Origin of the sequence: Phenylobacterium sp. (assembly GCF_041913825.1) — a bacterium.
Lineage (GTDB): Bacteria > Pseudomonadota > Alphaproteobacteria > Caulobacterales > Caulobacteraceae > Phenylobacterium.
The window spans coordinates 61,288-84,519 of the sequence record NZ_JAYSEO010000006.1 but is presented as its reverse complement, the minus strand read 5'-3'; the positions used below and the strand labels follow the sequence as shown (position 1 = coordinate 84,519).

At 71.9% G+C, this 23,232-nt stretch carries 23 protein-coding genes and 1 riboswitch; of the genes, 16 read left to right on the top strand and 7 right to left on the bottom strand.

What is annotated here, in order from left to right:
• The 9 genes from ACE3Q8_RS06325 (at position 1) to ACE3Q8_RS06285 (ending at position 11,211) form a co-directional block, all read left to right on the top strand.
• Positions 1-1,887, top strand: a complete 1,887-nt coding sequence (locus ACE3Q8_RS06325) for a M1 family metallopeptidase (RefSeq protein WP_374469406.1) — start codon at positions 1-3, stop codon at positions 1,885-1,887.
• A 328-nt stretch (positions 1,888-2,215) separates the two neighbouring features.
• Positions 2,216-3,832, top strand: a complete 1,617-nt coding sequence (locus ACE3Q8_RS06320; protein ID WP_374469405.1) for an OprO/OprP family phosphate-selective porin — start codon at positions 2,216-2,218, stop codon at positions 3,830-3,832.
• An 81-nt stretch (positions 3,833-3,913) separates the two neighbouring features.
• Positions 3,914-4,777 (top strand): DMT family transporter, encoded by an 864-nt coding sequence (locus tag ACE3Q8_RS06315; RefSeq protein WP_374469404.1) that lies wholly within the window; start codon positions 3,914-3,916, stop codon positions 4,775-4,777.
• 246 nt (positions 4,778-5,023) lie between these two features.
• Entirely contained in the window at positions 5,024-7,483 is a 2,460-nt protein-coding gene (gene nirB, locus ACE3Q8_RS06310; RefSeq protein WP_374469403.1) for a nitrite reductase large subunit NirB, read from the top strand.
• The gene (gene nirD / locus ACE3Q8_RS06305; RefSeq protein WP_374469402.1) at positions 7,480-7,827 is read left to right on the top strand and encodes a nitrite reductase small subunit NirD; all 348 of its coding nucleotides are present in this window, start codon (positions 7,480-7,482) and stop codon (positions 7,825-7,827) included. The genes nirB and nirD overlap by 4 nt, the downstream gene beginning before the upstream one ends.
• Position 7,828: 1 nt before the next feature.
• Complete coding sequence (gene cobA / locus ACE3Q8_RS06300; RefSeq protein ID WP_374469401.1) at positions 7,829-8,605, top strand: uroporphyrinogen-III C-methyltransferase; 777 nt, start codon at positions 7,829-7,831, stop codon at positions 8,603-8,605.
• Between the two features lie 2 nt (positions 8,606-8,607).
• A complete protein-coding gene (locus tag ACE3Q8_RS06295) occupies positions 8,608-9,441 on the top strand; it encodes a formate/nitrite transporter family protein (protein ID WP_374469400.1) in 834 nt (277 codons plus the stop codon).
• 103 nt (positions 9,442-9,544) lie between these two features.
• Positions 9,545-10,123, top strand: a complete 579-nt coding sequence (locus tag ACE3Q8_RS06290) for an ANTAR domain-containing response regulator (RefSeq protein WP_374469399.1) — start codon at positions 9,545-9,547, stop codon at positions 10,121-10,123.
• On the top strand, positions 10,120-11,211 hold the full coding sequence (locus ACE3Q8_RS06285) for a CmpA/NrtA family ABC transporter substrate-binding protein (RefSeq protein ID WP_374469398.1): 1,092 nt from the start codon (positions 10,120-10,122) through the stop codon (positions 11,209-11,211). Before ACE3Q8_RS06290 ends, ACE3Q8_RS06285 begins: the two co-directional genes overlap by 4 nt.
• A 13-nt stretch (positions 11,212-11,224) precedes the next feature.
• Here the strand turns inward: ACE3Q8_RS06285 and ACE3Q8_RS06280 are convergent, their stop codons facing one another.
• Complete coding sequence (locus ACE3Q8_RS06280; RefSeq protein ID WP_374469397.1) at positions 11,225-11,809, bottom strand: hypothetical protein; 585 nt, start codon at positions 11,807-11,809, stop codon at positions 11,225-11,227.
• A 111-nt stretch (positions 11,810-11,920) separates the two neighbouring features.
• Positions 11,921-12,322 (bottom strand): MAPEG family protein, encoded by a 402-nt coding sequence (locus ACE3Q8_RS06275; RefSeq protein ID WP_374469396.1) that lies wholly within the window; start codon positions 12,320-12,322, stop codon positions 11,921-11,923.
• Between the two features lie 110 nt (positions 12,323-12,432).
• Between ACE3Q8_RS06275 and ACE3Q8_RS06270 the strand changes: the two genes are divergently transcribed.
• Positions 12,433-12,633, top strand: a complete 201-nt coding sequence (locus tag ACE3Q8_RS06270; protein ID WP_374469395.1) for a KTSC domain-containing protein — start codon at positions 12,433-12,435, stop codon at positions 12,631-12,633.
• Here the strand turns inward: ACE3Q8_RS06270 and ACE3Q8_RS06265 are convergent.
• The 3 genes from ACE3Q8_RS06265 to ACE3Q8_RS06255 all read right to left on the bottom strand — a co-directional run bounded on the left by ACE3Q8_RS06265 (position 12,630) and on the right by ACE3Q8_RS06255 (position 16,136).
• Positions 12,630-13,862 (bottom strand): argininosuccinate synthase, encoded by a 1,233-nt coding sequence (locus tag ACE3Q8_RS06265; RefSeq protein ID WP_374469394.1) that lies wholly within the window; start codon positions 13,860-13,862, stop codon positions 12,630-12,632. The two genes, ACE3Q8_RS06270 and ACE3Q8_RS06265, sit on opposite strands and share 4 nt — an antisense overlap.
• A gap of 71 nt (positions 13,863-13,933) precedes the next feature.
• Positions 13,934-14,215 carry a hypothetical protein gene (locus ACE3Q8_RS06260; RefSeq protein WP_374469393.1) on the bottom strand — a complete coding sequence of 94 codons (282 nt, stop codon included), beginning with the start codon at positions 14,213-14,215 and terminating at the stop codon, positions 13,934-13,936.
• A 1-nt stretch (position 14,216) separates the two neighbouring features.
• Positions 14,217-16,136 (bottom strand): potassium transporter Kup, encoded by a 1,920-nt coding sequence (locus tag ACE3Q8_RS06255; RefSeq protein WP_374469392.1) that lies wholly within the window; start codon positions 16,134-16,136, stop codon positions 14,217-14,219.
• Positions 16,137-16,314: 178 nt separating this feature from the next.
• Between ACE3Q8_RS06255 and ACE3Q8_RS06250 the strand changes: the two genes are divergently transcribed.
• A complete protein-coding gene (locus ACE3Q8_RS06250; protein ID WP_374469391.1) occupies positions 16,315-17,115 on the top strand; it encodes an SDR family NAD(P)-dependent oxidoreductase in 801 nt (266 codons plus the stop codon).
• On the opposite strand, the gene ACE3Q8_RS06245 is transcribed toward ACE3Q8_RS06250, so the two are convergent.
• Positions 17,112-17,810 carry a MarC family protein gene (locus ACE3Q8_RS06245; RefSeq protein WP_374469390.1) on the bottom strand — a complete coding sequence of 233 codons (699 nt, stop codon included), beginning with the start codon at positions 17,808-17,810 and terminating at the stop codon, positions 17,112-17,114. The genes ACE3Q8_RS06250 and ACE3Q8_RS06245 overlap by 4 nt on opposite strands.
• 97 nt (positions 17,811-17,907) lie before the next feature.
• Between ACE3Q8_RS06245 and pyrF the strand changes: the two genes are divergently transcribed.
• Positions 17,908-18,597, top strand: a complete 690-nt coding sequence (gene pyrF, locus ACE3Q8_RS06240; protein WP_374469527.1) for an orotidine-5'-phosphate decarboxylase — start codon at positions 17,908-17,910, stop codon at positions 18,595-18,597.
• Between the two features lie 4 nt (positions 18,598-18,601).
• Here the strand turns inward: pyrF and ACE3Q8_RS06235 are convergent, their stop codons facing one another.
• Complete coding sequence (locus tag ACE3Q8_RS06235; protein ID WP_374469389.1) at positions 18,602-18,796, bottom strand: DUF1674 domain-containing protein; 195 nt, start codon at positions 18,794-18,796, stop codon at positions 18,602-18,604.
• A gap of 87 nt (positions 18,797-18,883) precedes the next feature.
• Here ACE3Q8_RS06235 and ACE3Q8_RS06230 point away from each other — a divergent pair, with 87 nt between their 5' ends.
• The 4 genes from ACE3Q8_RS06230 to ACE3Q8_RS06215 all read left to right on the top strand — a co-directional run bounded on the left by ACE3Q8_RS06230 (position 18,884) and on the right by ACE3Q8_RS06215 (position 23,093).
• Positions 18,884-19,312, top strand: coding sequence for a hypothetical protein (locus tag ACE3Q8_RS06230; RefSeq protein WP_374469388.1), 429 nt, complete (start codon positions 18,884-18,886; stop codon positions 19,310-19,312).
• 18 nt (positions 19,313-19,330) lie between these two features.
• Entirely contained in the window at positions 19,331-20,623 is a 1,293-nt protein-coding gene (locus ACE3Q8_RS06225) for an RsmB/NOP family class I SAM-dependent RNA methyltransferase (protein WP_374469387.1), read from the top strand.
• Between the two features lie 81 nt (positions 20,624-20,704).
• The gene (rpe, locus tag ACE3Q8_RS06220; RefSeq protein WP_374469386.1) at positions 20,705-21,370 is read left to right on the top strand and encodes a ribulose-phosphate 3-epimerase; all 666 of its coding nucleotides are present in this window, start codon (positions 20,705-20,707) and stop codon (positions 21,368-21,370) included.
• A gap of 19 nt (positions 21,371-21,389) precedes the next feature.
• Positions 21,390-23,093, top strand: a complete 1,704-nt coding sequence (locus tag ACE3Q8_RS06215; RefSeq protein WP_374469385.1) for a heparinase II/III family protein — start codon at positions 21,390-21,392, stop codon at positions 23,091-23,093.
• A 30-nt stretch (positions 23,094-23,123) separates the two neighbouring features.
• A riboswitch (ZMP/ZTP riboswitch) is annotated at positions 23,124-23,207 on the top strand.
• Positions 23,208-23,232: the final 25 nt, after the last annotated feature.

The window sequence follows — 23,232 nt, the reverse complement described above, 5'->3', positions numbered from 1 at the left end:
ATGTCCCGCTTCACCCGTCGCACGCTCCTGCTCGGCTCGGCCCTGGCGATCGCGGCGGGCCCGGCGGCCTGGGCCCAGGCGCGCCACGTGGCGCCGATCCTGACCACGCCGGACGCGGTGGACGAGCGCTCCTACGCCCGGCCGCGGGACGCCCGCGTCACCCACGTGCACCTGGACCTTGAGGCCGACTTCGCGGCCCGAACCATCGGCGGCACCGCCACCCTCGACGTGCTCGCCCGGCCCGGCGTGGACGAGATCGTGCTCGACGCCCTCGACCTGAAGGTGGACCGCGTCACCGACGCCGCCGGCCGGCCCCTGCAATGGACGATGGGTGCGAAGGACGGCGACAAGGGCTCGCCCCTCACCATCCGTCTCGGGGGCGCGCGCAAAGTCGTGATCGCCTACGCCGCGGGCGAGGGCGCCACCGCGCTCCAGTGGCTGCCGCCCGAGCTCACCGCGAGCAAGACCAAGCCGTTCCTCTACAGCCAGGGTCAGGCGATCCTGAACCGTAGCTGGTTCCCCACCCAGGACAGCCCGGGCGTGCGCCAGACCTGGAGCGCGCGCCTGGTGGTCCCGGCCGACATGGTCGCAGTGATGAGCGCCGAGCGCCTGACGCCCAAGGGCGAGCCCGCCGGCGCGGGCAAGCGGGCCTTCCGCTTCCGCATGGACCATCCGGTGCCGACCTACCTCGTCGCGCTGGGCGTCGGCGACCTTGCCTTCCGGCCGCTCGGCAAGCGGACCGGGGTCTACACCGAGCCGGCCATGCTGGACCGGGCGGCCCACGAGCTGGCCGACACCGAGAAGATGGTCGAGGCTGCCGAGCGGCTCTACGGCCCCTACCGGTGGGGCCGCTACGACGTGCTCGTCCTGCCGCCGGCCTTTCCGTACGGCGGGATGGAGAACGCCACCCTCACCTTCCTGACGCCGACCTTCATCACCGGCGACCGGGCGAACGTCAGCCTGGTGGCCCACGAGCTGGCGCACAGTTGGTCGGGCAACCTGGTGACCAACGCCACCTGGCCGGACGTCTGGCTGAACGAGGGCTTCACCAGCTACGTCGAGAACCGGATCATGGAGGCGATCTACGGCCGCGAACGGGCGGTCATGGAGGCCGATCTCGCCTGGGACACGCTCCAGTCGGACATCCGCGAGCTCGGCGGGCCGGCGGATCCACGGACGAAGCTCTACGGCGAGCCGGGCGGCCAGATCGACTACTTCAAGGGCGAGACCTTCCTCCGCACCCTGGAGACCCTGCTCGGGCGTGAGCGCTGGGACGCCTACCTGCGCGGCTATTTCGACCGCCACGCCTTCCAGCCGCAGACCACCGCCGGCTTCCTCGCCGACCTCCGGCGCGAGGTGGTGAAGGGCGACCCGGCGCTCGAGGCGAAGCTGCAGCTCGACGCCTGGGCCTATCAGGCGGGCCTGCCGGCCAACGCCGTGCACCTGCGGTCCGAGCGTCTCGAGGCTGTCGACCGTTCGGTGAAGGCCTTCACCGGGGGCGCGGCGGCCGCCAGCCTGCCGGCCAAGGCCTGGACCACCCAGGAGTGGCAGCGGTTCCTGAACAACCTTCCGCGCAAGCTGACGCCGGCCCAGCTCGCCGACCTCGACCGCGCCTTCGGCCTGTCGGCCTCGACCAACGGCTATGTCCGCTCGGCGTGGCTGGAGCTCGCCATCGCCAACCGGTACGAGCCGGCGTTGCCGTCGCTGCGCCAGTTCCTGACCACGGTCGGGCGCGGCCTGTTCGTGAACCCGCTCTACACCGGACTGCTGCGGCAGGGGGACTGGGGTCGGGCTCTGGCGCGCCAGTACTTCGCCGAGGCGCGGGCCACCTACCACCCGAGCCTGGCGGAGGGCATAGCGCGGCGCCTTGCCGCGCCCCAGGCCTGAGCCGCCGGCCGCCGGCCGCGCGAACGAAAGGCGCCGCTTGCCCGCAGGTTGCGTCCGACCGGAGTTCGACCCGGGCATACCCAACCCGGTCGGACCATGGCTCTACCAACGCGGCGCCGAGAGGAAGCGGGCCGGGTAGGGCTTCGTGCTTCCGGTAGGGCTGCGGACCGGGATCTACCTGTAAAAGTTCGATGACAACCAACAATAGTGACGATGCTGAGCAAGCTATAGATACTAAGATACTGCGGGTGTCCCATCGCTATTCTTCTGGTTAAGACCTCATTTACCAACAACGCTGAACGTCCCCTTCGAATAACGGGGGATATTCGTGCGCTCGCTCTCACTCTTCCATCGCGCCATCGGCGCCGCCGTCGCCGCGCTCGCCCTGGGCGCGGCTGCTGCGCCGGCCCAGGCGGCGATCGACTCCGACGACGCGCCGCAGGCGACCGCTCCGGCCGAAGCGCCGGCCGAGGCGCAGCCGGCGGGCGATCCGGCCCAGGCCCTGGCGGCCCGTCTCGACGCGCTGGAACAGCGTAACGCCGAACTGGAGGCGCTCGTCCGCCGCCTCGCCGAGGCCGAGGCGAAGCCAGCGGCGCCCGCGCCGAAGGCCGATCCCGCGGCGGCCAAGGTCAGCATTCCCAACGGCCGGCCGACCATCGCCAGCGGCGACGGGCGGTTCACGGCGGCCTTCCGCGGCATGATGCAGCTCGACGGCGCCCTCTTCGACCAGCGCAAGGCGGGCCCGCTTGCCACCGACTTCCGGCGCGGCTCGCTCGGCGACGCCGGCGAGGCCGACCGCGCCCGTGACCTGGCGGACGGCACCAACTTCCGGCGCGCCCGGATCGGCGTCGAAGGCAAGGCCTTCGGCGACTGGGACTACAGCTTCCTGTTCGACTTCGCCGGCACCGGCGTGGAGCAGGCCGGGACGGTGAACCAGGCCTGGATCCAGTACAGCGGCTTCAAGCCGGCCAAGCTGCGCGTCGGCGCCTTCGCGCCGCCGGCCGGCATCGACGACGCCACCTCCGCCTACGGTTCGCTGTTCCTGGAGCGGGCGGCCATCTCGGAGGTGGTCCGCGGCATGGCCGCGGCGGACGGCCGGATCGGCGCCGGCGTGCTGGCCTCCGGCGAGCGCTGGACGGCCTCGGCGGTGGTCACCGGCTCGACCATCGGGCAGCAGACCTTCGACGAGCAGCTCGGCTTCGTCGCCCGGGTCGCCGCGACCCCGATCAAGACCGACCACGCCCTCGTGCACCTGGGGGTCAACACCTCGCAGGTGATCAACCCGCCGGCCTCGGGCCCGGACGTGCCGCCGGCCGGGACGACCACCAACCTGCGCCTGCGCGAGCGCCTGGAGAACCGGGTCGAGGGCACGCGGCTGGTGGACACCGGCAACATCGACGCCGAGGGGGCCAGCGCCTGGGGCGTCGAGGCGGCCGCCCAGTACAAGGCCTTTCACGTGCAGGGCGAGTACTCCAAGATCGGCGTGGAACGCCGGACCGGCGCCCTCTCCGACCCGAAGTTCGGCGGCTGGTACGTCCAGGCGGGCTGGACCGTCACCGGGCAGCCGCGCAAGTACAACGCGGCCAACGGCGCCTTCGACGCGCCCAAGGTCGAGAAGGCCTTCGACCCGAAGGCCGGCCGCTGGGGCGTCTGGGAAGTGGGCGCCCGCTACTCCGAGCTCGACCTCGACCACCGGGCGGGCGCGCCGGGCTCGGCGGCCCCCGCCAACGCGGTGCGCGGCGGATCCCAGAAGGTCACCACGCTGGGGGTCAACTGGACGCCCAACAACACCATGCGCTTCCAGGCGAACTTCCAGGACGTGAAGGTCGATCGCCTGTCGCCGGGCGGCACGGCCTTCGGGGCCGGCGCGCTCACCCCGCCCGCGGGAGCCCAGATCGGCCAGAAGCTGCAGATCTGGAGCGTGCGGGCCCAGTACGTCTTCTAAGCGAGACGACGTCTTCTGAACGGAGACGGATTGCGTTAACGGCCTCCCGTCCAGAAGACGGGGGGCCGTATGCATTCGGGCATGAGGGCGCTGCTGCCGCTGGCGGCGTGCGTGACCGCCACGGCCGCCTTCCAGATCGGCGCAGCCATCGCCAAGGGGCTGTTCCCCGCCGTGGGGGCGCCGGGCGCGGCGGCGCTGCGCCTGCTGCTGGGCTCGGCCATGCTGCTGGCCTGGGCCAGGCCCTGGCGGGACTGGCCCGAGAAGCCCCGGCTCTCGCTGCTGCTCGGGCTGGGCGCGGCCACCGCCGGCGCCATCCTGTTCTTCTACCTGGCCATCGCCCGCCTGCCGCTCGGCATGGCCATCGCGTTGCAGTTCCTGGGACCGCTCTCGGTCGCGGTGCTGGGCTCGCGCCGGCCGAGCGACTTCGCCTGGGCGGTGCTCGCGGGGGCGGGGGTCTGGGCGCTGGTGGGATCGGGCGCGGGCGGCGCGCGGCTCGATCCGTGGGGCATCGCCGCGGCCCTCTGCGCCGCCGGCTCCTGGGCCGGCTACATCCTGATCGGCCGCCACGCGGCGGAGGCCTTCGGACGGTCCACCTCGGCGCTCTCCACCGCCGTCGCCATGCTGTTCGTGCTGCCCGTGGGGGTGGCGCACGCCGGGGCCGCGCTGCTGGACGTCTCGCTGCTGCCGCTGGCCCTGGTCGTAGCCCTGGTCTCGGTGGCGATCCCGTTCTCGCTGGAGCTCTTCGCCATGCCCAGGCTGCCGGCCCGGACATTCGCGGTGCTCACCAGCACCGAGCCGATGTTCGGCGCCCTGTTCGGCTTCCTCGTCCTGCACGAGCGGCTGGCGCCGCACCAGCTCGCGGGGGTCGCCGCCGTCATGGCCGCCGCGGCGGGCGCCGCCTGGTCCAGCACCCGCGAGCCGGTGAAGGAGGTCCCGCCCACCTAGGGGCGAGCCCGGTCGCCCAAGTTTCCGGCGCCGCGGCGCGGGAAGCTGCTCAAAAAGCCATCGCGCCTCGATTGTGCGGCCGGACTCCTCCGGCGCCGCTTTCGGCTTCGGCCGATCGAGCGCCCACCTCGAGGCACCTCGCGGGGCAACGGCGCCTCGCGCCCGGCCCCGAGCGCCGGACCCAAGGACAACGACGTCCGTGTTCAACCGCCTCCCGCCCGACGCGGAGGCGCACGGAGGTCGAGCATGGACCCGAAAGAACGTCTCGTCGTCGTCGGCAACGGCATGGCCGGCTGCCGCACCCTGGAAGAGCTGCTGAGGCGCGAGCCGGACCGCTACGAGATCACCGTCTTCGGCGCCGAGCCCCGCGTGAACTACGACCGCATCCTGCTCTCACCCGTGCTGGCCGGGGAGAAGCGCTTCGAGGACATCGTGCTCAACGACCTCGCCTGGTACGCCGCCAGCGGGATCACCCTGCATGCGGGGCGCGCGGTGACCGCCATCGACCGCGAGGCGAAGGTGGTGCTCGCCGAGGGCGGGCTTGAGGTCTCCTACGACCGCCTGCTGCTGGCGACCGGCTCCGATCCCGTCCGCCTGCCGCTTCCCGGCTCCGACCTCGCCGGCGTCGTCACCTTCCGTGACGTGGACGACGTGGAGGCCATGGCCGCCGCCGCCGAACGGGGCGGATCGGCGGTGGTGATCGGCGGCGGGCTGCTGGGGCTCGAGGCGGCCGCCGGCCTGGCCAGGCGCGGCATGGACGTCACCGTCGTCCATCTCGTCGACACCCTGATGGAGCGGCAGCTCGACAGCGCGGCGGGCTTCCTGCTGCGCCGTAACCTCGCCGAGCGGGGCGTCGAGACGCTGCTGGGCGCGAAGTCCTGGGCGATCCACGGCCGTGGCGGCCGGGTCACGGGGCTGGAGCTGGAGGACGGCCGCACGCTCGACGCCGACCTGATCGTCATGGCCGTCGGGATCCGGCCGAACGTCGGCCTGGCGCGCGCCGCCGGGCTGGCCACCGCCGGCGGCGTGGTGGTGGACGACCACATGCGCACCTCCGATCCGGCGATTCTGGCGGTGGGCGAATGTGTCGAGCACCGGGGGCAGACCTTCGGCCTCGTGGCGCCGATCTGGGAGATGTGCCGCGTGGCCGCCCGTACGCTGGCCGACGATCCGGCGGAGGGCTTCGCCGCCCCGGCCATCGGCACGCGCCTGAAGGTCACCGGCGTCGACCTGTTCTCGGCCGGCGAGTTCAACGGCGGCGAGGACTGCGAGGACCTGGTGTTCCGCGACGCCGCGCGTGGGGTCTACCGCCGGGTCGTGGTCCGGGACGGCCGCGTCGCGGGCGCGGTGCTGTTCGGCGAGGCGGGCGACGGCGCCTGGTACCTCGATCTGATGCGCTCGGGCGCCGAGGTGGCCGACATCCGCAGCACCCTGGTCTTTGGCCAGCAGATCACCGAAAGCCTGCGCGGCGCCGATCCGAGGGCCGCCGTGGCCGCCATGCCCGACGCCGCCGAGGTCTGCGGCTGCAACGGCGTCTGCAAGGGGACGATCACCGCCGCCATCGCCGAGAAGTCCCTGGACAGCCTGGACGGGGTGCGAGCGGTCACCAAGGCGTCGGCGTCCTGCGGCTCGTGCACGCCGCTGGTGGAACAGCTCCTGGCGCTGCAGCTCGGCGACCGCTTCCGAGAGGCGACCGGCCCCAAGCCCATGTGCGGCTGCACCCGCCACGGCCACGACCACGTGCGCCGCCGGATCGTCGATGGCGCGCTGAAGTCGATCCCGGAGGTGATGCAGGCGCTGGAGTGGACGACGCCAGACGGCTGCGCCGCCTGCCGGCCGGCGCTCAACTACTACCTGCTCTGCGCCTGGCCCGGCGAATACGTGGACGACCAGCAGTCGCGCTACGTGAACGAGCGGGTGCACGCCAACATCCAGAAGGACGGCACCTACAGCGTCGTGCCCCGCATGTGGGGCGGCATCACCACGCCGGCCGAGCTGCGGGCCATCGCCGACGTCGCCGAGCGGTTCTCCGTGCCGCTGATGAAGGTCACCGGCGGCCAGCGCATCGACCTGTTCGGCATCCGCAAGGAGGACCTGCCGGCGGTTTGGAAGGTGCTGAACGACGCCGGGATGGTCTCCGGCCACGCCTACGCCAAGGGCCTGCGTACGGTGAAGACCTGCGTCGGCTCCGAGTACTGCCGCTTCGGCACCCAGGACTCGACCGGCCTCGGCGTGAAGCTGGAGAAGGCGACCTGGGGGAGCTGGACGCCTCACAAGTTCAAGATGGCGGTCTCGGGCTGCCCGCGGAACTGCGCCGAGGCGACCATCAAGGACTTCGGCGTGGTGTGCGTGGAGAGCGGCTACGAGCTCCACGTGGGCGGCAACGGGGGGATCCATGTCCGGGCCACGGACCTCCTGGCCAAGGTCGCCACCGAGCAGGAGGCGATGGAGTGGTGCTTCGCCTTCATGCAGCTCTACCGGGAGGACGCCCGGTACCTGGAGCGGACCGCGCCCTGGATCGAGCGCATCGGCCTGGAGCCGGTGAAGGCCGCTCTCGACGACGCCGCCAACCGCCAGGCGCTCGCCCAGCGCTTCCTGTTCAGCCAGCGCGTGTCGCAGGTCGATCCCTGGGCCGAGCGGGTCCGGGGCGCCGAGTCCCACGAATTCCGCCCCCTCGCCAACACCAGCCGGATGGCCGCCGAATGACCGCCCAAGCCCTGATCGCCCCCGACCACGCCTGGATGGACGTCGGCTCGCCCGAGGACGTGCCGCTCCGCGGCTCGCGCTGCGTCGCTACCCCGACCGGCGATATCGCCATCTTCAAGGCCGGCGACGGGAGCCTGTTCGCGCTGCGCGACCTCTGCCCGCACAAGAAGGGCCCGCTCAGCCAGGGGATCGTGCACGGCCATTCCGTCACCTGCCCGCTGCACAACTGGGTGATCGACCTGAAGACCGGCCATCCCACCGGCGCCGACGCGGGCAAGGCCTGCACGCCCACCGTCCCGGTGCTGGTGGAGCAGGGGCGCATCTTCATCCCGGCGGAGCGCTGACATGAGCCGCGTGCTCCTGGTCAGCGCCGGCCCCGGCGCGCCCGGCCTGATGACGGTGCGGGCGGCCGAGGCGGTGCGCACGGCCGAGGCCCTGCTCTACGACGCGCTGGTCTGCGACGAGGCGGTGGCGCTCGCGCCCGAGCGCTGCATCCGAATCCGCACCGGCAAGCGGTCCGGCAAGGCCTCCATGAAGCAGGAGACCATCAACCGGCTGATGCTGCGGCTCGCCCGTCGCGGCCTGACGGTGGTGCGACTGAAGGGCGGCGACGCCTCGGTCTTCGGCCGCTCCGGCGAGGAGCGCGCTTTCCTGGAGGCGAACGGGGTCGCGGTGGAGATCGTCCCCGGCGTCACCGCCGCCAGCGCCGCGGCCGCGCAGTTCGGCTTTCCGCTGACCCATCGCGGGGAGGCCCGGCGGCTGATGCTGGCTACCGCCCGCACCCGCGACGGCGCCCTCGCGGATGGCGGCTGGCGCGAGGCGGCCGACCCCGAGACCACGGTGGCCCTCTACATGGCCGGTGCGTCCGCCGCCGCGGTGGCCGAGCGGCTGATGGCCGAGGGCCGCCGGCCGGCCACGCCGGCCCTGGCGGTGGAGAACGCCGGCCGGCCGGAGGCACGCCTGGTCCGCACCGACCTGGCAGGCCTGCCCGCCGCCGTCGCCGCCGCGGCCTTCGAGGGGCCCGTCCTGCTGCTGGTCGGCGAAGTCGCCGCCCAGGCCAAAGACCAGTCCCCGCGTACCGTCCCGATCCCCGTGGGCCGGCTCGCCGGCCAAGGAGCCTGAACATGGACTACGTCAAACCCGCCGACGTCGCCGCCGCCATGGTGGACGCCGGCCGTCGCAAGCTCTCGCTGTCGCCCAAGGACCTGCTGATCCGCGGCGTGCTGTCGGGCGCGCTCCTGGGCGTCGCAACCAGCCTCGCCTTCACCGCCAGCCAGTCCACCGGACAGCCCCTCGTCGGCGCCCTGATCTTCCCGGTGGGCCTCGTGATCATCGTCCTGCTCGGGTTGGAATTGGTCACCGGCAGCTTCGCCCTGCTGCCGCTGCCCTGGCTGGAGAAGGAAGTCCCGTTCGCCCGCGTCCTGGCGAACTGGGGCCTGGTCTTCGCAGGGAACCTCGCAGGGTCCATGCTCTACGGCCTGCTCCTGTGGGTGGTGCTGACCAACGCCGGCACGACGGACCCCGCCGGGATCGCCCCGGCTCTGGTCAAGGCGGCGGAGGCGAAGACCCTCGGCTACGCCACGCACGGCGAGGCGGGCCTGCTCACCGCCTTCGTGAAGGCCATGCTGTGCAACTGGATGGTTTGCGTTGGCGTGGTGCTGGCCATGGTCTCGTCGTCGACCCTGGGCAAGATCGCCGCCGCCTGGCTGCCGATCCTGATCTTCTTCGCCCAGGGCTTCGAGCACGCGGTGGTCAACATGTTCGTCATCCCGACGGGCATGCTGCTGGGCGCGGACATCTCGCTCGCCGACTGGTGGCTGTGGAATCAGATCCCGGTGACGCTCGGCAACCTGGTTGGCGGGTTCCTGTTCACCGGCCTGGCCCTCTGGGCGACCCACCGCGTGAAGCCGCCCGTGGCCGAGCCGGTGGCCGCCATCCCGGCCCAGCGCGCCGCATGATTGGGCGCGGGCGTCAAAAAAGCAGGCGCCGCGCCCGCTCCCCGCTCCCCATGACCTCCCGGGCGCTTGCCCCGGGCGGTCGCTCCACGCCAGCAAGGATGCGATGCGCGTCCTGGTGATCGACCCCGACGAAGCCCGCGCGGCCCTGGTCGCCGAGGGCCTCGCCGGAATCGAGCCGCTCGAGGTCCGGCGCAGCCCCCGCTACGACGAGGCCGAGGCGCAGGCCTTCGCGCCCGACGTGGTGGTGATCGCCTGCGAGAGCCCCGACCGCGACACCCTAGAGAGCCTCCGCGACGCCACCGCCGCCAATCCCCGGCCGGTGGTGATGTTCGTCGACCGGTCCGAGCCGCAGGCCGCCGAGGCGGCGGTGCATGCCGGGGTCGCGGCCTATGTGGTGGACGGGCTCGCGCCGCAGCGGGTGCGGCCGGTCCTCGACGTGGCGCTGACCCGCTTCCGCCTGATGCAGTCGCTGCGCGACGACCTCGCCAAGGCCCAGGCCGACCTCGCCGCCCGGAAGACGATCGAGCGGGCCAAGGGCCTGCTGATGAAGGAGCGCGGCCTGGACGAGGACGCCGCGTACCGGACGCTGCGCAAGCTCGCCATGGACACCAGCCGGCCCGTCGGGGCGGTGGCGGCCGACCTCCTGGCCTATGCCGACATCCTGAAAGGGCCGGGAGGATGAGCCTGGAGAAGACCGACCTCACCTTGGGGTTCATCGCGCTCGCCGACTGCGCGGCGCTGGCGGTGGCCAAGGCGCACGGCCATTTCGAGGCCGAGGGGTTGAACGTCACGCTGAGCCGCGAGCCCTCCTGGGCCAACATCCGCGACAAGGTGGCCGTGGGCGCGCTGGACGGCGCGCACATGCTGGGCCCGATGGCCATCGCCGCCAACCTCGGCCTGGGCGGCGCCGCGGCGGAGCCGCTCGCCGCCCCGTTCGCCATGAACCTCAACGGCAGCGCGGTCACCGTCTCGAATGCGCTGGCCGGCGCGCTGCGCGAGATCGATCCCGCGGCTATGGACGCCCGGCCGCGCACCGCCGCGCCCCTGGCCCGCCTTGCGGACCAGCGACGTGCGCGGGGGCTGCCCCCGCTCACGTTCGCCGTCGTGTTCCCCTACTCGGTCCACAACTACGAGCTCCGCCACTGGCTCGCCGCAGGCGGGGTCGAGCCGGACCGGGACGTGCGTCTCGTCGTGGTGCCGCCTGCCCGCATGGTGGAGAAGCTGGCGGCCGGCGAGATCGACGGCTTCTGCGTGACCGCGCCGTGGAACGCGGTGGCCCTTATCCAGGGGCTGGGCCAAGTGCTGGTCCACGCCTGCGAAATCTGGCCGCGCAGCCCGGACAAGGTGTTCGCCGTCACCGCACGGTTTGCAAAGCGCCATCCGCAGACCACCGCCGCCCTGATCCGGGCCCTGGAGCGGGCGGCCGCCTGGGCCGACCCGCCGGAGAACCGGCTGGCGCTCGGCCGGCTGCTGGCGGACCCGGCGGTGGTGGACGCGCCCGAGGCGGCCATGCGGCTCTTCCTGCTGGGCGCGGGCGCCTCGGGCGGGCACGCCTTCGACGACCCAGACTACATCATCTTCCACCGGGACGGGGCGAACCGGCCGCTGGTCGAGCATGCCGATTGGTTTTTCGACCAGATGGCCCGCTGGGGCCAACTGCCCGCAGGCGCCAGCCGTGAGGCGGCGCGCCGCGCCTACCGGCCGGAGCTCTACGACGCGGCCCTGGACGCGCAAAAGCCCTCCGGCGCGCGGCCGGAGGGCTCTTCCTGATCGGACGCGGCCCTTAGCGGGGCTGCGGGTACTGGATGCGCGGGCGGAGGTTCTCGATGACCGCCCGGGCCTCGAAGGCGCGGGGATCGTCCGCGGGCTTCGCGCCGCGGCCCATCACGACCTCGGCCGAGGCCTCGAAGCGCTCGACGGTGCGGACGTCCACGCGGTTCGCCCAGAACGGGTCGCCCCAGAACGGATCCCAGGTGCGCCAGCCATAGCCGCGACCGTAGTAGCGCCAGGACGGACGCCAGTAGCCGTAGGTCGGCCCGTACCACGGCCGGTAGAACGGATCCGGCTCCACATAGGTGCGGGCGTCGCGGTCGGTGTGGCGGTCGACGATGGAGAACCAGTCGTAGCCGTTCTGCACCGTCAGCTCGGCGGCGCGGAACAGCAGATAGGCCTCCACGGTCTCACGGGAGGTGAGGCTGTTGCCCGCGAAGGTCACGCGCCAGCGGTTCTGCTCCAGCCGCAGCTCGGAATAACCGCCCGAGGTTTGCTGGCCCGGAATGTTGGGTTGGTAGGGCGTGGCGGTTGCGCACGCCGTCAGCCCGGCCGCCAAGGCCAGAACGGCGGCGATAGCGGCGGATCTTTTTGACATTCTGCTTCTCGAACGAACGGAACGTCCCTCGATTGGGACATCTATGCCTCTGAACACGCAGCCGCAATCGCGGTTTCCACAACTGTGTTTTTGCACGTCTGGCGACGGCCGTCAGCCGATGGCCGCATAGACCCAGGCCGCCTTGCCCAGCGCGCCCAGCAGCAGCACGCCGCAGGCCAGGGCCTGGATGCCGAAGCCGAGCTCGCGGCTGCCGGGCTCCTTCATGTAGCTGACGGCGTAGACCAGCCGCCCGGCGATCCAGACGACGCCCAGGCCCGCGGCCACGAGGTCGTTCCAGTAGAACGCGAACAGCCAGAGCGACGGCAGGTAGATCGGCAGCCACTCGAGCGTGTTCTCGTGCACGCGGACCGCGCGCTCCAGGGTGGGATGACCGGTCATCTGCGGCGCGGCGATGCCGGTCTGGCGTCGCGCGCGCGCGACGCCGAGCCCGAAGGCGAAATAGACGAGCAGCGAGCAGAGGGTGACGATCGCCACCAGGGCATGGGTCTGCATGGATGTTCCTCCCCGAACAGCCAAGCTTGGCACGGACGCAGCGCGGCGGGAACCGGCGCCAGAGGCTCGCGCGTTCAGGTTGCAGGAAGAGGCAGAGGACTCATCCAGACGTGCCGTCCACCGCGATCCGGGCGATCGACTACGATGAGACGAGCCGCCGCCTGCGCGTGCGGTTCGTCAGCGGCCAGCGCTACGAGTACGTGGGCGTGCCGCCCACGGTGCACCGCTCCTTCGTGGAGGCGGGCTCAAAGGGCCGTTTCTTCCAGGCCGAGATCCGCGACCGCTATCCCTACCGTCGGCTCGACAGCTAGCCCTTGATGCGCTTGTCGCGGGTGGCCTGCACGCGCAGGCGCAGGGCGTTGAGCTTGATGAAGCCGGCCGCGTCCCGGTGGTCGTAAGCCACGGCGCCTTCCTCGAAGGTGACGAGGTCCTGGTCGTAAAGCGACCACGGGCTGGTGCGGCCGATGACGGTGACGTTCCCTTTGTAGAGCTTCACCCGCACCTGGCCGTTCACCGGAAGCTGCGAGTGGTCGATGGCCGCCTGCAGCATTTCGCGCTCGGGCGAGAACCAGAAGCCGTTGTAGATGAGCGAGGCGTACTTCGGCATCAGCTCGTCCTTGAGGTGCATGGCGCCCCGGTCCAGCGTGATGCTCTCCATGCCGCGGTGCGCGGTCAGCAGGATGGTCCCGCCCGGGGTCTCGTAGACCCCCCGCGACTTCATGCCGACGAAGCGGTTCTCCACCAGGTCCAGCCGGCCGACGCCGTTGTCATGGCCGAGCTCGTTCAGGCGGGTCAGCAGGGCGGCCGGCGACAGCTTCTGGCCGTCGATGGCGACCGGATCGCCCTTCTCGAAGTCGATGGTGATGACGGTCGGCTTGTCCGGCGCGTCCTCGGGCGCGATCGTGCGCATGTGCACGAACTCGGGCGCCTCCACCGACGGATCCTCGAGCACCTTCCCCTCGGACGAGGAGTGCAGCAGGTTGGCGTCGACGCTGAACGGGCTCTCGCCGCGCTTGTCCTTGCTGATCGGGATCTGGTGCTTCTCGGCGAAGTCGATCAGGGCTTCACGGCTGCGGAAGTTCCACTCCCGCCACGGCGCGATCACCCGGATGTCGGGCTCCAGCGCATAGTAGCCGAGCTCGAAGCGGACCTGGTCGTTCCCCTTGCCAGTGGCCCCGTGGCAGACCGCGTCGGCGCCCACCTGGCGGGCGATCTCGATCTGGCGCTTGGCGATCAGCGGCCGCGCAATGGAAGTCCCGAGCAGGTACTGGCCTTCATAGACCGTGTTCGCGCGGAACATCGGGAAGACGAAGTCGCGGACGAACTCCTCGCGCAGGTCGTCGATGAAGATGTTCTCGGGCTTGATGCCGAGCATCAGCGCCTTGTCGCGCGCCGGGCCGAGCTCCTCGCCTTGGCCGAGGTCGGCGGTGAAGGTGACCACCTCCGCGCCGTATTCGGTCTGCAGCCACTTCAGGATGATCGAGGTGTCCAGGCCGCCGGAGTAGGCGAGCACGACCTTCTTGACGGGCTTGTCGGCCATATCGGGGAGTAGCTTTCGATAAGAACGGGTGTCGCGGGCCTTAAACGGCCTAAGGCCGCGGGGTTCAAGGCCTAACCGCGTCGCTGCATCAGGCTGAGGTGCGCAATGGCCAAGGTGGAGGCGAGCAGGGCGCGAGCGCCGACCACCACGCCGGCCTGGACGGCTTCGGCCGGCCAGGTGCGGGCCAGGTAGCCGAGCGGAAAGCTCAGCAGCACCGCCAGGGCCGGCAGCGCCCAGATGCGGACGCGGCTGGCCTGCGGGTCGGCCCGGTGGATGGCCAGCGACAGGCTGAACATGATGGAGAGCGCCAGCACCGACAGCGCATCTCCCACATAGGCGAGGACCTGGACCACTCTAGACCGTCACCTGCGTGCCCATCTCGACCACCCGCCCGGGCGGGATCTTGTAGAAGTCGGTGGGGTTGGCGGCGTTCCGCATCAGGAAGATGAACAGCTTGTCCTGCCACAGCGGCATGCCGGACTGGGCCGAGGGCACCACCGAGCGCCGGCCGAGGAAGAAGCTCGTGGCCATGATGTCGAACTTCAGGCCGAGCTTGCGGCACAGCCCCAGCGCCTTGGGCACGTTGGGGCTCTCCATGAAGCCGTAGGTGATGATCACTTTCTTGAAGTCCTCGTTGAGCGGCTCGATGCGCACGCGCTTCTCGTCGTCCACGCGGGGGGTCTCGGCCGTCTCCACCGTCAGGATGATGTTCTTCTCGTGCAGCACCTTGTTGTGCTTGAGGTTGTGCATCAGCGCGACGGGCGAGGTGTCGGGATCGGAGGTCAGGAAGATCGCCGTGCCCGGCGCCCGGTAGGGCGCGCGGGCCTTGAGGATGTCGGCCAGCTCGGTCAGGGGCACGCTGTCGCGGCGCGTCTTCTCGGACAGGATCTGCGTGCCGCGGGACCAGGTCCACATGATCAGCACGAGGCCGGCGCCCAGCACCAGCGGCAGCCAGGCGCCCTGCGGGATCTTCAGCAGGTTCGATGAGATGAAAACCAGGTCGAGGAAGCCGAAGGCGGCCGTGGCCAGCGAGGCCTGCCAGACCGGCCGCTTCCACATGTAGCGGACGATGTAGAAGAACAGCAGGGTGTCCACGAACATCGCCCCGGTGACCGCGATGCCGTAGGCGGCGGCGAGGTTCGACGAGGTGCGGAACATCACCAGCAGGATCAGCACGCCCACCAGCAGGAACATGTTGACCTGCGGCACATAGATCTGGCCGGCCTGGGTCTCGCTGGTCCGGCGGATGTCGATCCGCGGGAAGAGGCCGAGCTGCACGGCCTGCTGGGTCATGGAGAAGGCGCCGGTGATCACCGCCTGAGAGGCGATCACGGTGGCCGCGATGGAGAGCAGCCAGACCGGCCAGTAGACCAGCTCCGGGATCATCTCGAAGAACGGGTTCTCCGCCGTCTCCGGATGGGCGAGCACCATGGCGCCCTGCCCGAGGTAGTTGAGCACCAGCGACGGCAGGACGAGCACCACCCAGGCCGCGCGGATCGGGCCTTTGCCGAAGTGGCCCATGTCGGCGTAGAGCGCCTCGGCGCCGGTCACCGCCAGGAACACGCTGCCCAGGATGACGAAACCCAGGAAGCCGTTGGAGATCAGGAAGGCCACGCCGTAGTGCGGCGACAGCGCCCGGAACACCGACAGGTCGTCCGAGATGTGCACCAGCCCGAGCGCGCCCAGCACCACGAACCACACCGCGGTGACCGGCCCGAACAGCTTGGCGACGTTGGCCGTGCCGCGCGACTGTACGAGGAACAGCACCACCAGGATGACCATGGTGGCGGGCAGGACGAGCGGCGCGAGCCTGGGCCCCACCCCCGGCAGCGCCTTCATGCCCTCCATCGAGCCCAGCACCGAGACGGCGGGGGTGATGATGCCGTCGGCGTAGAACAGCGCCGCGCCGAACACGCCGAGCAGGAAGATGATCATCGAGCGGCGGCCGGGACTGACCCGTTGGGCCAGGGCCATGAGCGCGAGCGTGCCGCCCTCGCCCTTGTTGTCGGCCCGCATCAGGAAGACGACGTACTTGATGGTGACGATCAGGATCAGGGCCCAGATCACCAGGGAGACCACGCCGAGCACCGCGAACTCGGCCGTGCCGCCACCGCGGCTATGGGCCAGGGCCTCGCGCATGGCGTAGAGCGGGCTGGTGCCGATGTCGCCGAAGACGACCCCAACCGAACCCAGGGCGAGCGCCCAGAACTTCTCCCTGTGGGGGTGTTGTGTCGCTTCCACCCCATCCCCCAGGGCGCCGGCCGGTTCAGCCATCCAGATTCTCCGGGGACAACAACGCTGGACGTCCCCTTGGGCGGCCCCATGCCGTCACGCGGCCGGCGCGATACACCCAAAACCATGGCCGTTCAATCTCGTAGGTCCCCCAGCCGAGGCGGGCGCTTGCAAGGCGGGCGGCGCGCCGTAGGCTCCGGCCGGTGACCGCGGAGGGCCCATGGAACGCAGACTGGCGCTGGTGACCGGCGCCTCGGCCGGGATCGGGGCGGCGTTCGCGCGCATCCTGGCCGGCCACGGCTACGACCTGGCGCTGACCGCCCGGCGGGCCGATCGGCTGGAGAAGCTGGCCGACGAGATCCGGCTCCGCTCGGGCGTGGAGACACTGGTGGTGACCGCCGACCTCGCCCAGGCGGAAGGTCCGGGGCAGATCCTCGACCACCTGGCCGCGCATGGCCGGGCGGTCGACTTCCTGGTCAATAACGCCGGCTACGGCCTGCCGGGCGTCTACGCCGAGACGAGCTGGTCCGACCAGGCGGCCTTCCTGCAGGTGATGCTGCACGCGCCCTGCGAGCTCGCCCACAAGGTGCTGCCCGGGATGGTGGCGCGCCGCTTCGGCCGGATCGTGAACGTCGCCTCCCTGGCCGGCCTCATCCCAGGCGCCGCGGGCCACACCCTCTACGGGGCCACCAAGAGCTTCCTGGTGAAGTTCTCGCAGAGTCTGCACCTCGAGAGCCGCGACGAGGGCGTCCATGTCTCGGCGCTGTGCCCGGGCTTCACCTATTCCGAGTTCCACGACGTGAACGGCACCCGGGACCGGGTGCGCGCCTCCACGCCGGCCTGGGCCTGGATGGGCGCCGACGAGGTGGCCGCAGCGGGCTACGAGGCGGTGGAGGCCAACCGCGCCGTCTGCGTGCCTGGCGCACCCAACAAGGCGGCCGCCGCCTTCGCCAAGCTGATCCCCGACGAATGGGGGCTCGCCATCCTCGCCGGCCAGAGCCAGCGCTTCCGCCAGCCCTAGTGACCGTTCTGGTAGGGCGCGGCGGCTTCCGGCTGGATGATGCCGATGGTCGAGTCCGCCAGGCCGGCGAACATGAACTGCACGGCGAGCGCGCAGAGGATCAGGCCCAGCACCCGCACGACGATGGTCAGGCCGATGCGGCCGAGGATGCGGGTGATCAGTGGCGTCGCCAGGAAGGCCAGCAGGGTCGCCACGGATACGGCGGTGATCACGCCGACGCCGATCGCCGCGCCGGCCAGTCCGTAGGCCCGCGCCTGGTCGGCGTAGATGACCACGGTGGAGATGGCGCCCGGGCCGATCAGCAGCGGCATGGCGAAGGGTACGATCATCCGCTCGAAGCGCTTGCGGGCGTAGGTCCGGCCGCCCTTCGCCGCCTCCTCCGGATCGGCGGCGTCCGCGTAGGTGGCGGTGAAGTCGTCGCGGGCCATCTCCAGGCCCAGCATGAACAGGATCACGCCGCCGGCGATGCGAAACGCCGGCTGCGAGATGCCGAAGAAGGTCAGCAGGCTGAGGCCCGAAAAGTAGAAGAACGTCAGGAAGCCGACGACGAACAGGCTGATGTAGAGCGCAATCCGCGCGCGGTCTCGACCCAGCACGCCGGCGGTGGCGGCGGCGAAGACGGGCACGTTGCCCACGGGATCCAGCAGCGCGAACAGCGCCACGAAGAAGTTGACCGCGAAGTCCCACTGGCTCATGCAAGGCTCTTAGCCCAAATCGACGCCGCCGGACCACCCATGGTCCCGCCTGCACGGAGCCTTCGTCATGGCCGCCGCCGCGCCTGCACACGCCCAGATCACGGCTGATCCGCGCCTGATCGTCCCGCTGGACCTGCCGACCGCCGACGAGGCGCGGGCGATGGTGGCGGCGCTCGGCGACGCTGTGAGCTTCTACAAGGTGGGGCTCGAGCTGTTCGCCAGCGACGGCATGGGCCTCGCCCGCGAGCTCAAGGCGGCCGGCAAGCAGGTGTTCCTGGACTGGAAGCTGCACGACATCGGCACCACGGTGCAGCGGGCCGCCGCCGTGCTGGCGCAGTCCGGCTGCGACTTCCTGACGGTGCACGGGGAGCCGCAGGTGATGGCCTCGGCGGTGCGCGGGCGCGGGGCGTCTAACCTGAAGATCCTGGCGGTGACCGTGCTCACCAGCCTGAACGACTCCGACCTCGAGGAGATGGGCTATGCCGAAAAGGCGCGCGTCCTCGTGGAGCGGCGCATCCACCAGGCCATCGCCGCCGGCTGCGACGGGGTGATCGCGAGCCCGCATGAAGCGGCGCTGGCCCGCGCCCTCGGGGGCAAGGATTTCCTGGTGGTGACGCCGGGCGTCCGGCCCGACTGGTCGGCGAAGAACGACCAGGCCCGGGCCGCCACGCCGCTTGAGGCGCTGCAGGCGGGCGCCTCGCACATCGTCTGCGGCCGCCCGATCACCGCGGCCAACGACCCGCAGGCCGCGGCGATCCGCGTGGCCGGCGAGATGGCGGGGGCCTGAGGGGCTAGAAGTCGACCGCGATCCCCTTCCGCTCCCAGTCGCCGAAGCGGGTGGGCTCGGGGCCGCGGGGGCCGCCCTGCTCGGCGGCGCGCTCGGCCTCGATGGCGGCCTGCCGGCGGGCTTCGGCCTCTTCCAGGGCCCGGCGGGCGGCGGGCGAGAGCTCCTTGCCGGGAGCGGCGTTGGGGGGCGCGTCGGTCATGGCCCCTATCTAGGGTGTGACGGCGGTCACCACCAAGCGGCGCCGGCTCGGGCAAATGCCGCCCTCCTGAAACCTAGGAGGCTAACGATGCCCCGGATCTCCACCGCCTTCTTCGCGACGGCCGTGCTCTACGCGCTCGCAGGCATGTCGCTGGGCATGTTCATGGGCGCGACGCAGGACTTCACCATGCGTCCGCTGCACGCCCACATCAACCTGCTCGGCTGGGCGACGCTGGCCCTCATGGGCGCCTTCTATGGCGTGGCGGGCGACCGCGCGCCGGTGCGGCTCGGCTGGACCGTCTTCGTCATGGCCAACCTGGGGAACCTGATGCTGCTCTCGATGCTCGCCCAGATCCTGCAAGGCAAGCCGCCGATCCTGCCGATCCTCATGGGCGGCGAGGTGCTGGTCGTGCTGGCCATGGCGTTGTTCGGCGTTGGCGTGCTGCTCGCCGGCCGACGTCCGCGCGCCGCGGTCGAGGGCGCGGGCGAAAACCAGCCCTTGCGCCGCGCGGCCTGAGCGGGCAACCCGGCGCGGGTGAACGACACCCGCACGAACGACGCGCAGGGCCTGGCGGCGCGCGCCGCCGCCCTCGACCTGCTCACCGCCGCCCTCGCCCGCCGGGCTGGCCTCGACGAGGGGCTGACGCACCCGGGCCTCAAGGCGCTGAGCCCGCGCGACCGGGCTTTCGCCCGCGCCCTCGTGATGGCCACGCTGCGGCGGCTCGGCCCGATCGACGCGGCCCTGCAGGCGCGGCTGCAGAAGCCGCCGCCGGAGCGGGTGGTGAACGTCCTGCGCCTCGGCGCGGCTCAGCTCTTCGTGCTGGAGACCCCGGCGCACGCCGCCGTGGGCGCGACCGTCGACCTCGCCGCCGCGGACAAGGCGACGCGGCCATTCAAGAACCTGGTCAATGCGGTGCTCCGCGGCCTCACCCGGGAGCCGCCGGACCTCGCGGATCCGAACCTGCTGGCGCCCACCTGGCTCTATGCCCGCTGGCGGACCGCCTATGGCGAGGACGAAGCCCGCGCCATCGCGGGCCGGATCGCCGAGGAGCCCGCCACAGACCTGACGCCGAAGGATCCCGCCGCGGCCGAGTCGCTGGCGGCCCCTCTCGAGGCGGAGGTCCTGCCCGGCGGGACCCTGCGCGTCGGCCTGAAGGGGGAGGTTTCCGCCTGGCCGGGGTTCAAGGAAGGCGCCTGGTGGGTGCAGGACGCCTCCGCCGCCGTGCCCGCCCGGCTCCTCGGCGTCCAGCCGGGTCAGACCGCGCTCGACCTCTGCTCCGCCCCCGGCGGCAAGAGCCTGCAGCTCGCCGCCGCCGGCGCCCGGGTCACCGCCGTGGACAAGTCGCCGGGCCGGCTGAAGCGCGTGAGCGAAAACCTCGACCGCACGGGGCTCGCCGCAGAGGTGGTGGCCACCGACGCGGCCGAATGGACCGACCGCCGCCGCTTCGACGCCGTCCTGCTGGACGCGCCGTGCTCGGCCACCGGCACCTTCCGCCGCCAGCCCGACGTGCTCTGGGCCGCCCGCCCGTCCGACATCGCCAGCCTCGCCGCCCTCCAGAGCCGCCTGCTGGACGCTGCCGGCCGCCGCGTGAAGCCGGGCGGGGTGCTGGTCTACTGCGTCTGCTCGCTGGAGCCTGAGGAGGGCCAGCCGCAGGTGGACGCCTTCCTCGCCCGCGCGCCGGAGTTCGCGCTCGACCCCATCGGGCCCGGCGAGGGCGGCGCGCCCGAGGCCAGCCTGACGCCCCAGGGGACGCTAAGAATCCTGCCGCACCACCGCCCCGGCGGCACGGACGGCTTCTTCATCGCCCGGCTGCGCCGCAGCGCCTGAGCCGGCCTGCGACACCTGCGCGCACCCCGTCGGGCGCCCGACACTGGCCTGGGGGCGCGCATCACATTAAGTCCGGGAGCCATGGCGGCCTCTTCGACCATCATCGCGCCCTCGATCCTGGCGTCGGACTTTTCGCGCCTGGGCGAGGAGGTGCGCGCCATCGAGGCGGCCGGCGCCGACTGGGTGCACGTGGACGTGATGGACGGCCATTTCGTGCCGAACATCACCATCGGCCCTGACGTGGTGAAGGCCCTGCGGCCGCATTCGAAGCTGCCGTTCGACGTGCACCTGATGATCGCGCCGGTGGATCCTTACCTGGAGGCGTTCCGCGCCGCCGGCGCCGACCTGATCAGCGTACATCCTGAATCCGGTCCGCACCTGAACCGGACCCTGCGGCGCATCCGCGAGCTCGGCGCGAAGGCTGGGGTGGTGTTCAACCCGTCCACCGATCCGTCGGTCATCCAGTGGATGATGGACGACGTGGACCTGGTCCTGGTCATGTCGGTCAACCCGGGCTTCGGCGGACAGAGCTTCCTGTCCTCGCAGCTCCGCAAGGTCGAGGCGCTGCGCCGGATGATCGACGCCTCGGGCAAGGACATCATCCTCGAGGTGGACGGCGGGGTGACGCCCCAGACCGCCCCCCTGTGCATCTCCGCCGGCGCCACCGCGCTGGTGGCCGGCAGCGCGGTCTTCCGTGGCGGGGCAGAGGCCTACGCCGGCAACATCGCGGCCCTCCGGGGCGGGTGAGGCGGGGAGGGCTGGGGGCATGGCCGGGCCGATCGCCAGCCTCCCCGGCCGTTTTGCCGTCGCCGCCGCCGCCGTCGCCGTTCGCCGCCAGCTCGTCGCGGAGTGGCGCGGCACGCCCCTGCACCGCTGGACCCTGGTCAATCCTCGCCCCGAGGGCCTGGGCGCCGCGCCGCGCGACCTGCGTCCGGTAGACGCCGAGAACGGCGCGCGGATCCTGGCCGGCGCCTTCGTGCTGGCGGGCGCCACCCTGACCGTCGGCCCGCGGGGGGACCCGTGGGACCGCCCGAGCCCCGATCGCGCCTTCGCCGTCGCCTTGCACCGCATGGGCTGGCTGAAGGACGTCGCCGCCGCCGGGCCGCAGGGGCCGACCGAGGCCCTGCGGCTGGTGCTGGAGTGGCGCCGCGCCTTCGGGCGCTGGAACGCGTTCTCGTGGAGCCCGGAGGTGCTGGAGCGGCGGGTCTTCAACCTCGCCTGCCAGGTCCGCAGCCTGTGCAGCCGCGCGTCCGAGGCCGAGACCGCCGATGTGGCGCTCGACCTCGCCCGGCAGGCGCGCTTCCTGCTGCAGGTCTCGGACGGGCCGGCGCGCGGATCGGAGCGCGCGGCGGCCGCGGCGGTCGCCGCCACCGCGCTCGGCGGCCGGGCGGCGGACCAGCTTCTAACCGCCGCCCTGGAGAAGCTGAAGCGCGCGCTGCCGGTCACCGTCGCCGCCGACGGCGGCCACGCCTCGCGCAGCCCGCAAGCCGCCCTGGAGCTGCTGTTCGACCTGCTGACCCTCGACGACGCCCTCGTGCAGCGCGGCGTGGCGCCGCCCGACGAGGTGATGCGGGCCATCGACCGGCTGGCTGGCGCCGTGCGGTTCTTCACCCTCGCCGACGGACGGCTCGCAGCCTTCCAGGGCGGGGAGGAGCTGCAACCCGCCTATGTGGCCGCCGCCCGGGCCCGCGACGAAGGCGAGGAACGCACCCGGCCCGCCGCCCGCAACGGCTACCACCGGTTGGAAGCCCGCTCGCTGCAGATCGTCGCCGACGCCGCGCCGCCGGCCGAAGGCCCGCTCAGCGTCTCCGCCTGCGCCCAGCCGCTGGCCATCGAGGTGCTGGTGGGCGCGAAGCGGCTCATCGTCGGCGGCGGCTGGTCCCCGGACGCCCAGGGGCCACAGGCCATGCGGCTGGTGGACGCCGCCTCCACGGTGTCGGTGGGCGACGCCTGCTGCGGTGAACCCCTGCGCGGCTTCCCGGCGCGAGTGCTGGGCCCTCGGCTGACCGGCGCGGTCGAGGCGGTGGAGGCCCGCCGGCACGAGGCGCCCGGCGCGCTCTGGCTGGAGCTGGCGCATGACGGCTGGGCCGGGCGCTTCGGCTTACGGCACGAGCGGCGGCTCTACATCGACGTGGAGGCCGACGAGCTCCGGGGCGAGGACCGGCTGATCCCGGCCGGCGGCCGCGTGCCCGGGGGGCGCAAGTTCGCGCCGTTCATGGTCCGCTTCCATCTGCATCCGCAGGTCCACGCCCTGATCGCCCGGGACCGCAAGAGCGTGCTCCTGAAGCCCGAGGGCCAGGAACAGGGCTGGTGGCTGCGGAACGACGCGCTCGAGGTCGCGCTGGAGCCCTCGGTCCATTACCAGGACGGCCAGGCCCGCCGCTCGCAGCAGATCGTCCTGCGCGGCCAGGCGAGGCTGGAGCAGGGCGCCCGCATCCGCTGGAAGCTGTCGGCCGCCGAGTCGCGTTGACGCCGGCCCCCGGCCCGCGTAGCAGGGCCGCCATCTCCGCGTGACTGGCGATGAAGGTGGGTGACCACCGGGGAGCGCGGAGGCCATATCCCGCCGCTCGCCTGGGCATCTTCCGACTGACCCCACAGCAGGAGAATGC

Coding starts and splice junctions, on each gene's coding strand:
- ACE3Q8_RS06325 (WP_374469406.1), top strand. CDS start 1: ATGTCCCGCTTCACCCGTCGCACGCTCCTGCTCGGCTCGGCCCTGGCG.
- ACE3Q8_RS06315 (WP_374469404.1), top strand. CDS start 3,914: ATGAGGGCGCTGCTGCCGCTGGCGGCGTGCGTGACCGCCACGGCCGCC.
- nirB (WP_374469403.1), top strand. CDS start 5,024: ATGGACCCGAAAGAACGTCTCGTCGTCGTCGGCAACGGCATGGCCGGC.
- nirD (WP_374469402.1), top strand. CDS start 7,480: ATGACCGCCCAAGCCCTGATCGCCCCCGACCACGCCTGGATGGACGTC.
- cobA (WP_374469401.1), top strand. CDS start 7,829: ATGAGCCGCGTGCTCCTGGTCAGCGCCGGCCCCGGCGCGCCCGGCCTG.
- ACE3Q8_RS06295 (WP_374469400.1), top strand. CDS start 8,608: ATGGACTACGTCAAACCCGCCGACGTCGCCGCCGCCATGGTGGACGCC.
- ACE3Q8_RS06290 (WP_374469399.1), top strand. CDS start 9,545: ATGCGCGTCCTGGTGATCGACCCCGACGAAGCCCGCGCGGCCCTGGTC.
- ACE3Q8_RS06285 (WP_374469398.1), top strand. CDS start 10,120: ATGAGCCTGGAGAAGACCGACCTCACCTTGGGGTTCATCGCGCTCGCC.
- ACE3Q8_RS06280 (WP_374469397.1), bottom strand. CDS start 11,809: ATGTCAAAAAGATCCGCCGCTATCGCCGCCGTTCTGGCCTTGGCGGCC.
- ACE3Q8_RS06275 (WP_374469396.1), bottom strand. CDS start 12,322: ATGCAGACCCATGCCCTGGTGGCGATCGTCACCCTCTGCTCGCTGCTC.
- ACE3Q8_RS06265 (WP_374469394.1), bottom strand. CDS start 13,862: ATGGCCGACAAGCCCGTCAAGAAGGTCGTGCTCGCCTACTCCGGCGGC.
- ACE3Q8_RS06255 (WP_374469392.1), bottom strand. CDS start 16,136: ATGGCTGAACCGGCCGGCGCCCTGGGGGATGGGGTGGAAGCGACACAA.
- ACE3Q8_RS06250 (WP_374469391.1), top strand. CDS start 16,315: ATGGAACGCAGACTGGCGCTGGTGACCGGCGCCTCGGCCGGGATCGGG.
- ACE3Q8_RS06245 (WP_374469390.1), bottom strand. CDS start 17,810: ATGAGCCAGTGGGACTTCGCGGTCAACTTCTTCGTGGCGCTGTTCGCG.
- ACE3Q8_RS06235 (WP_374469389.1), bottom strand. CDS start 18,796: ATGACCGACGCGCCCCCCAACGCCGCTCCCGGCAAGGAGCTCTCGCCC.
- ACE3Q8_RS06230 (WP_374469388.1), top strand. CDS start 18,884: ATGCCCCGGATCTCCACCGCCTTCTTCGCGACGGCCGTGCTCTACGCG.
- rpe (WP_374469386.1), top strand. CDS start 20,705: ATGGCGGCCTCTTCGACCATCATCGCGCCCTCGATCCTGGCGTCGGAC.
- ACE3Q8_RS06215 (WP_374469385.1), top strand. CDS start 21,390: ATGGCCGGGCCGATCGCCAGCCTCCCCGGCCGTTTTGCCGTCGCCGCC.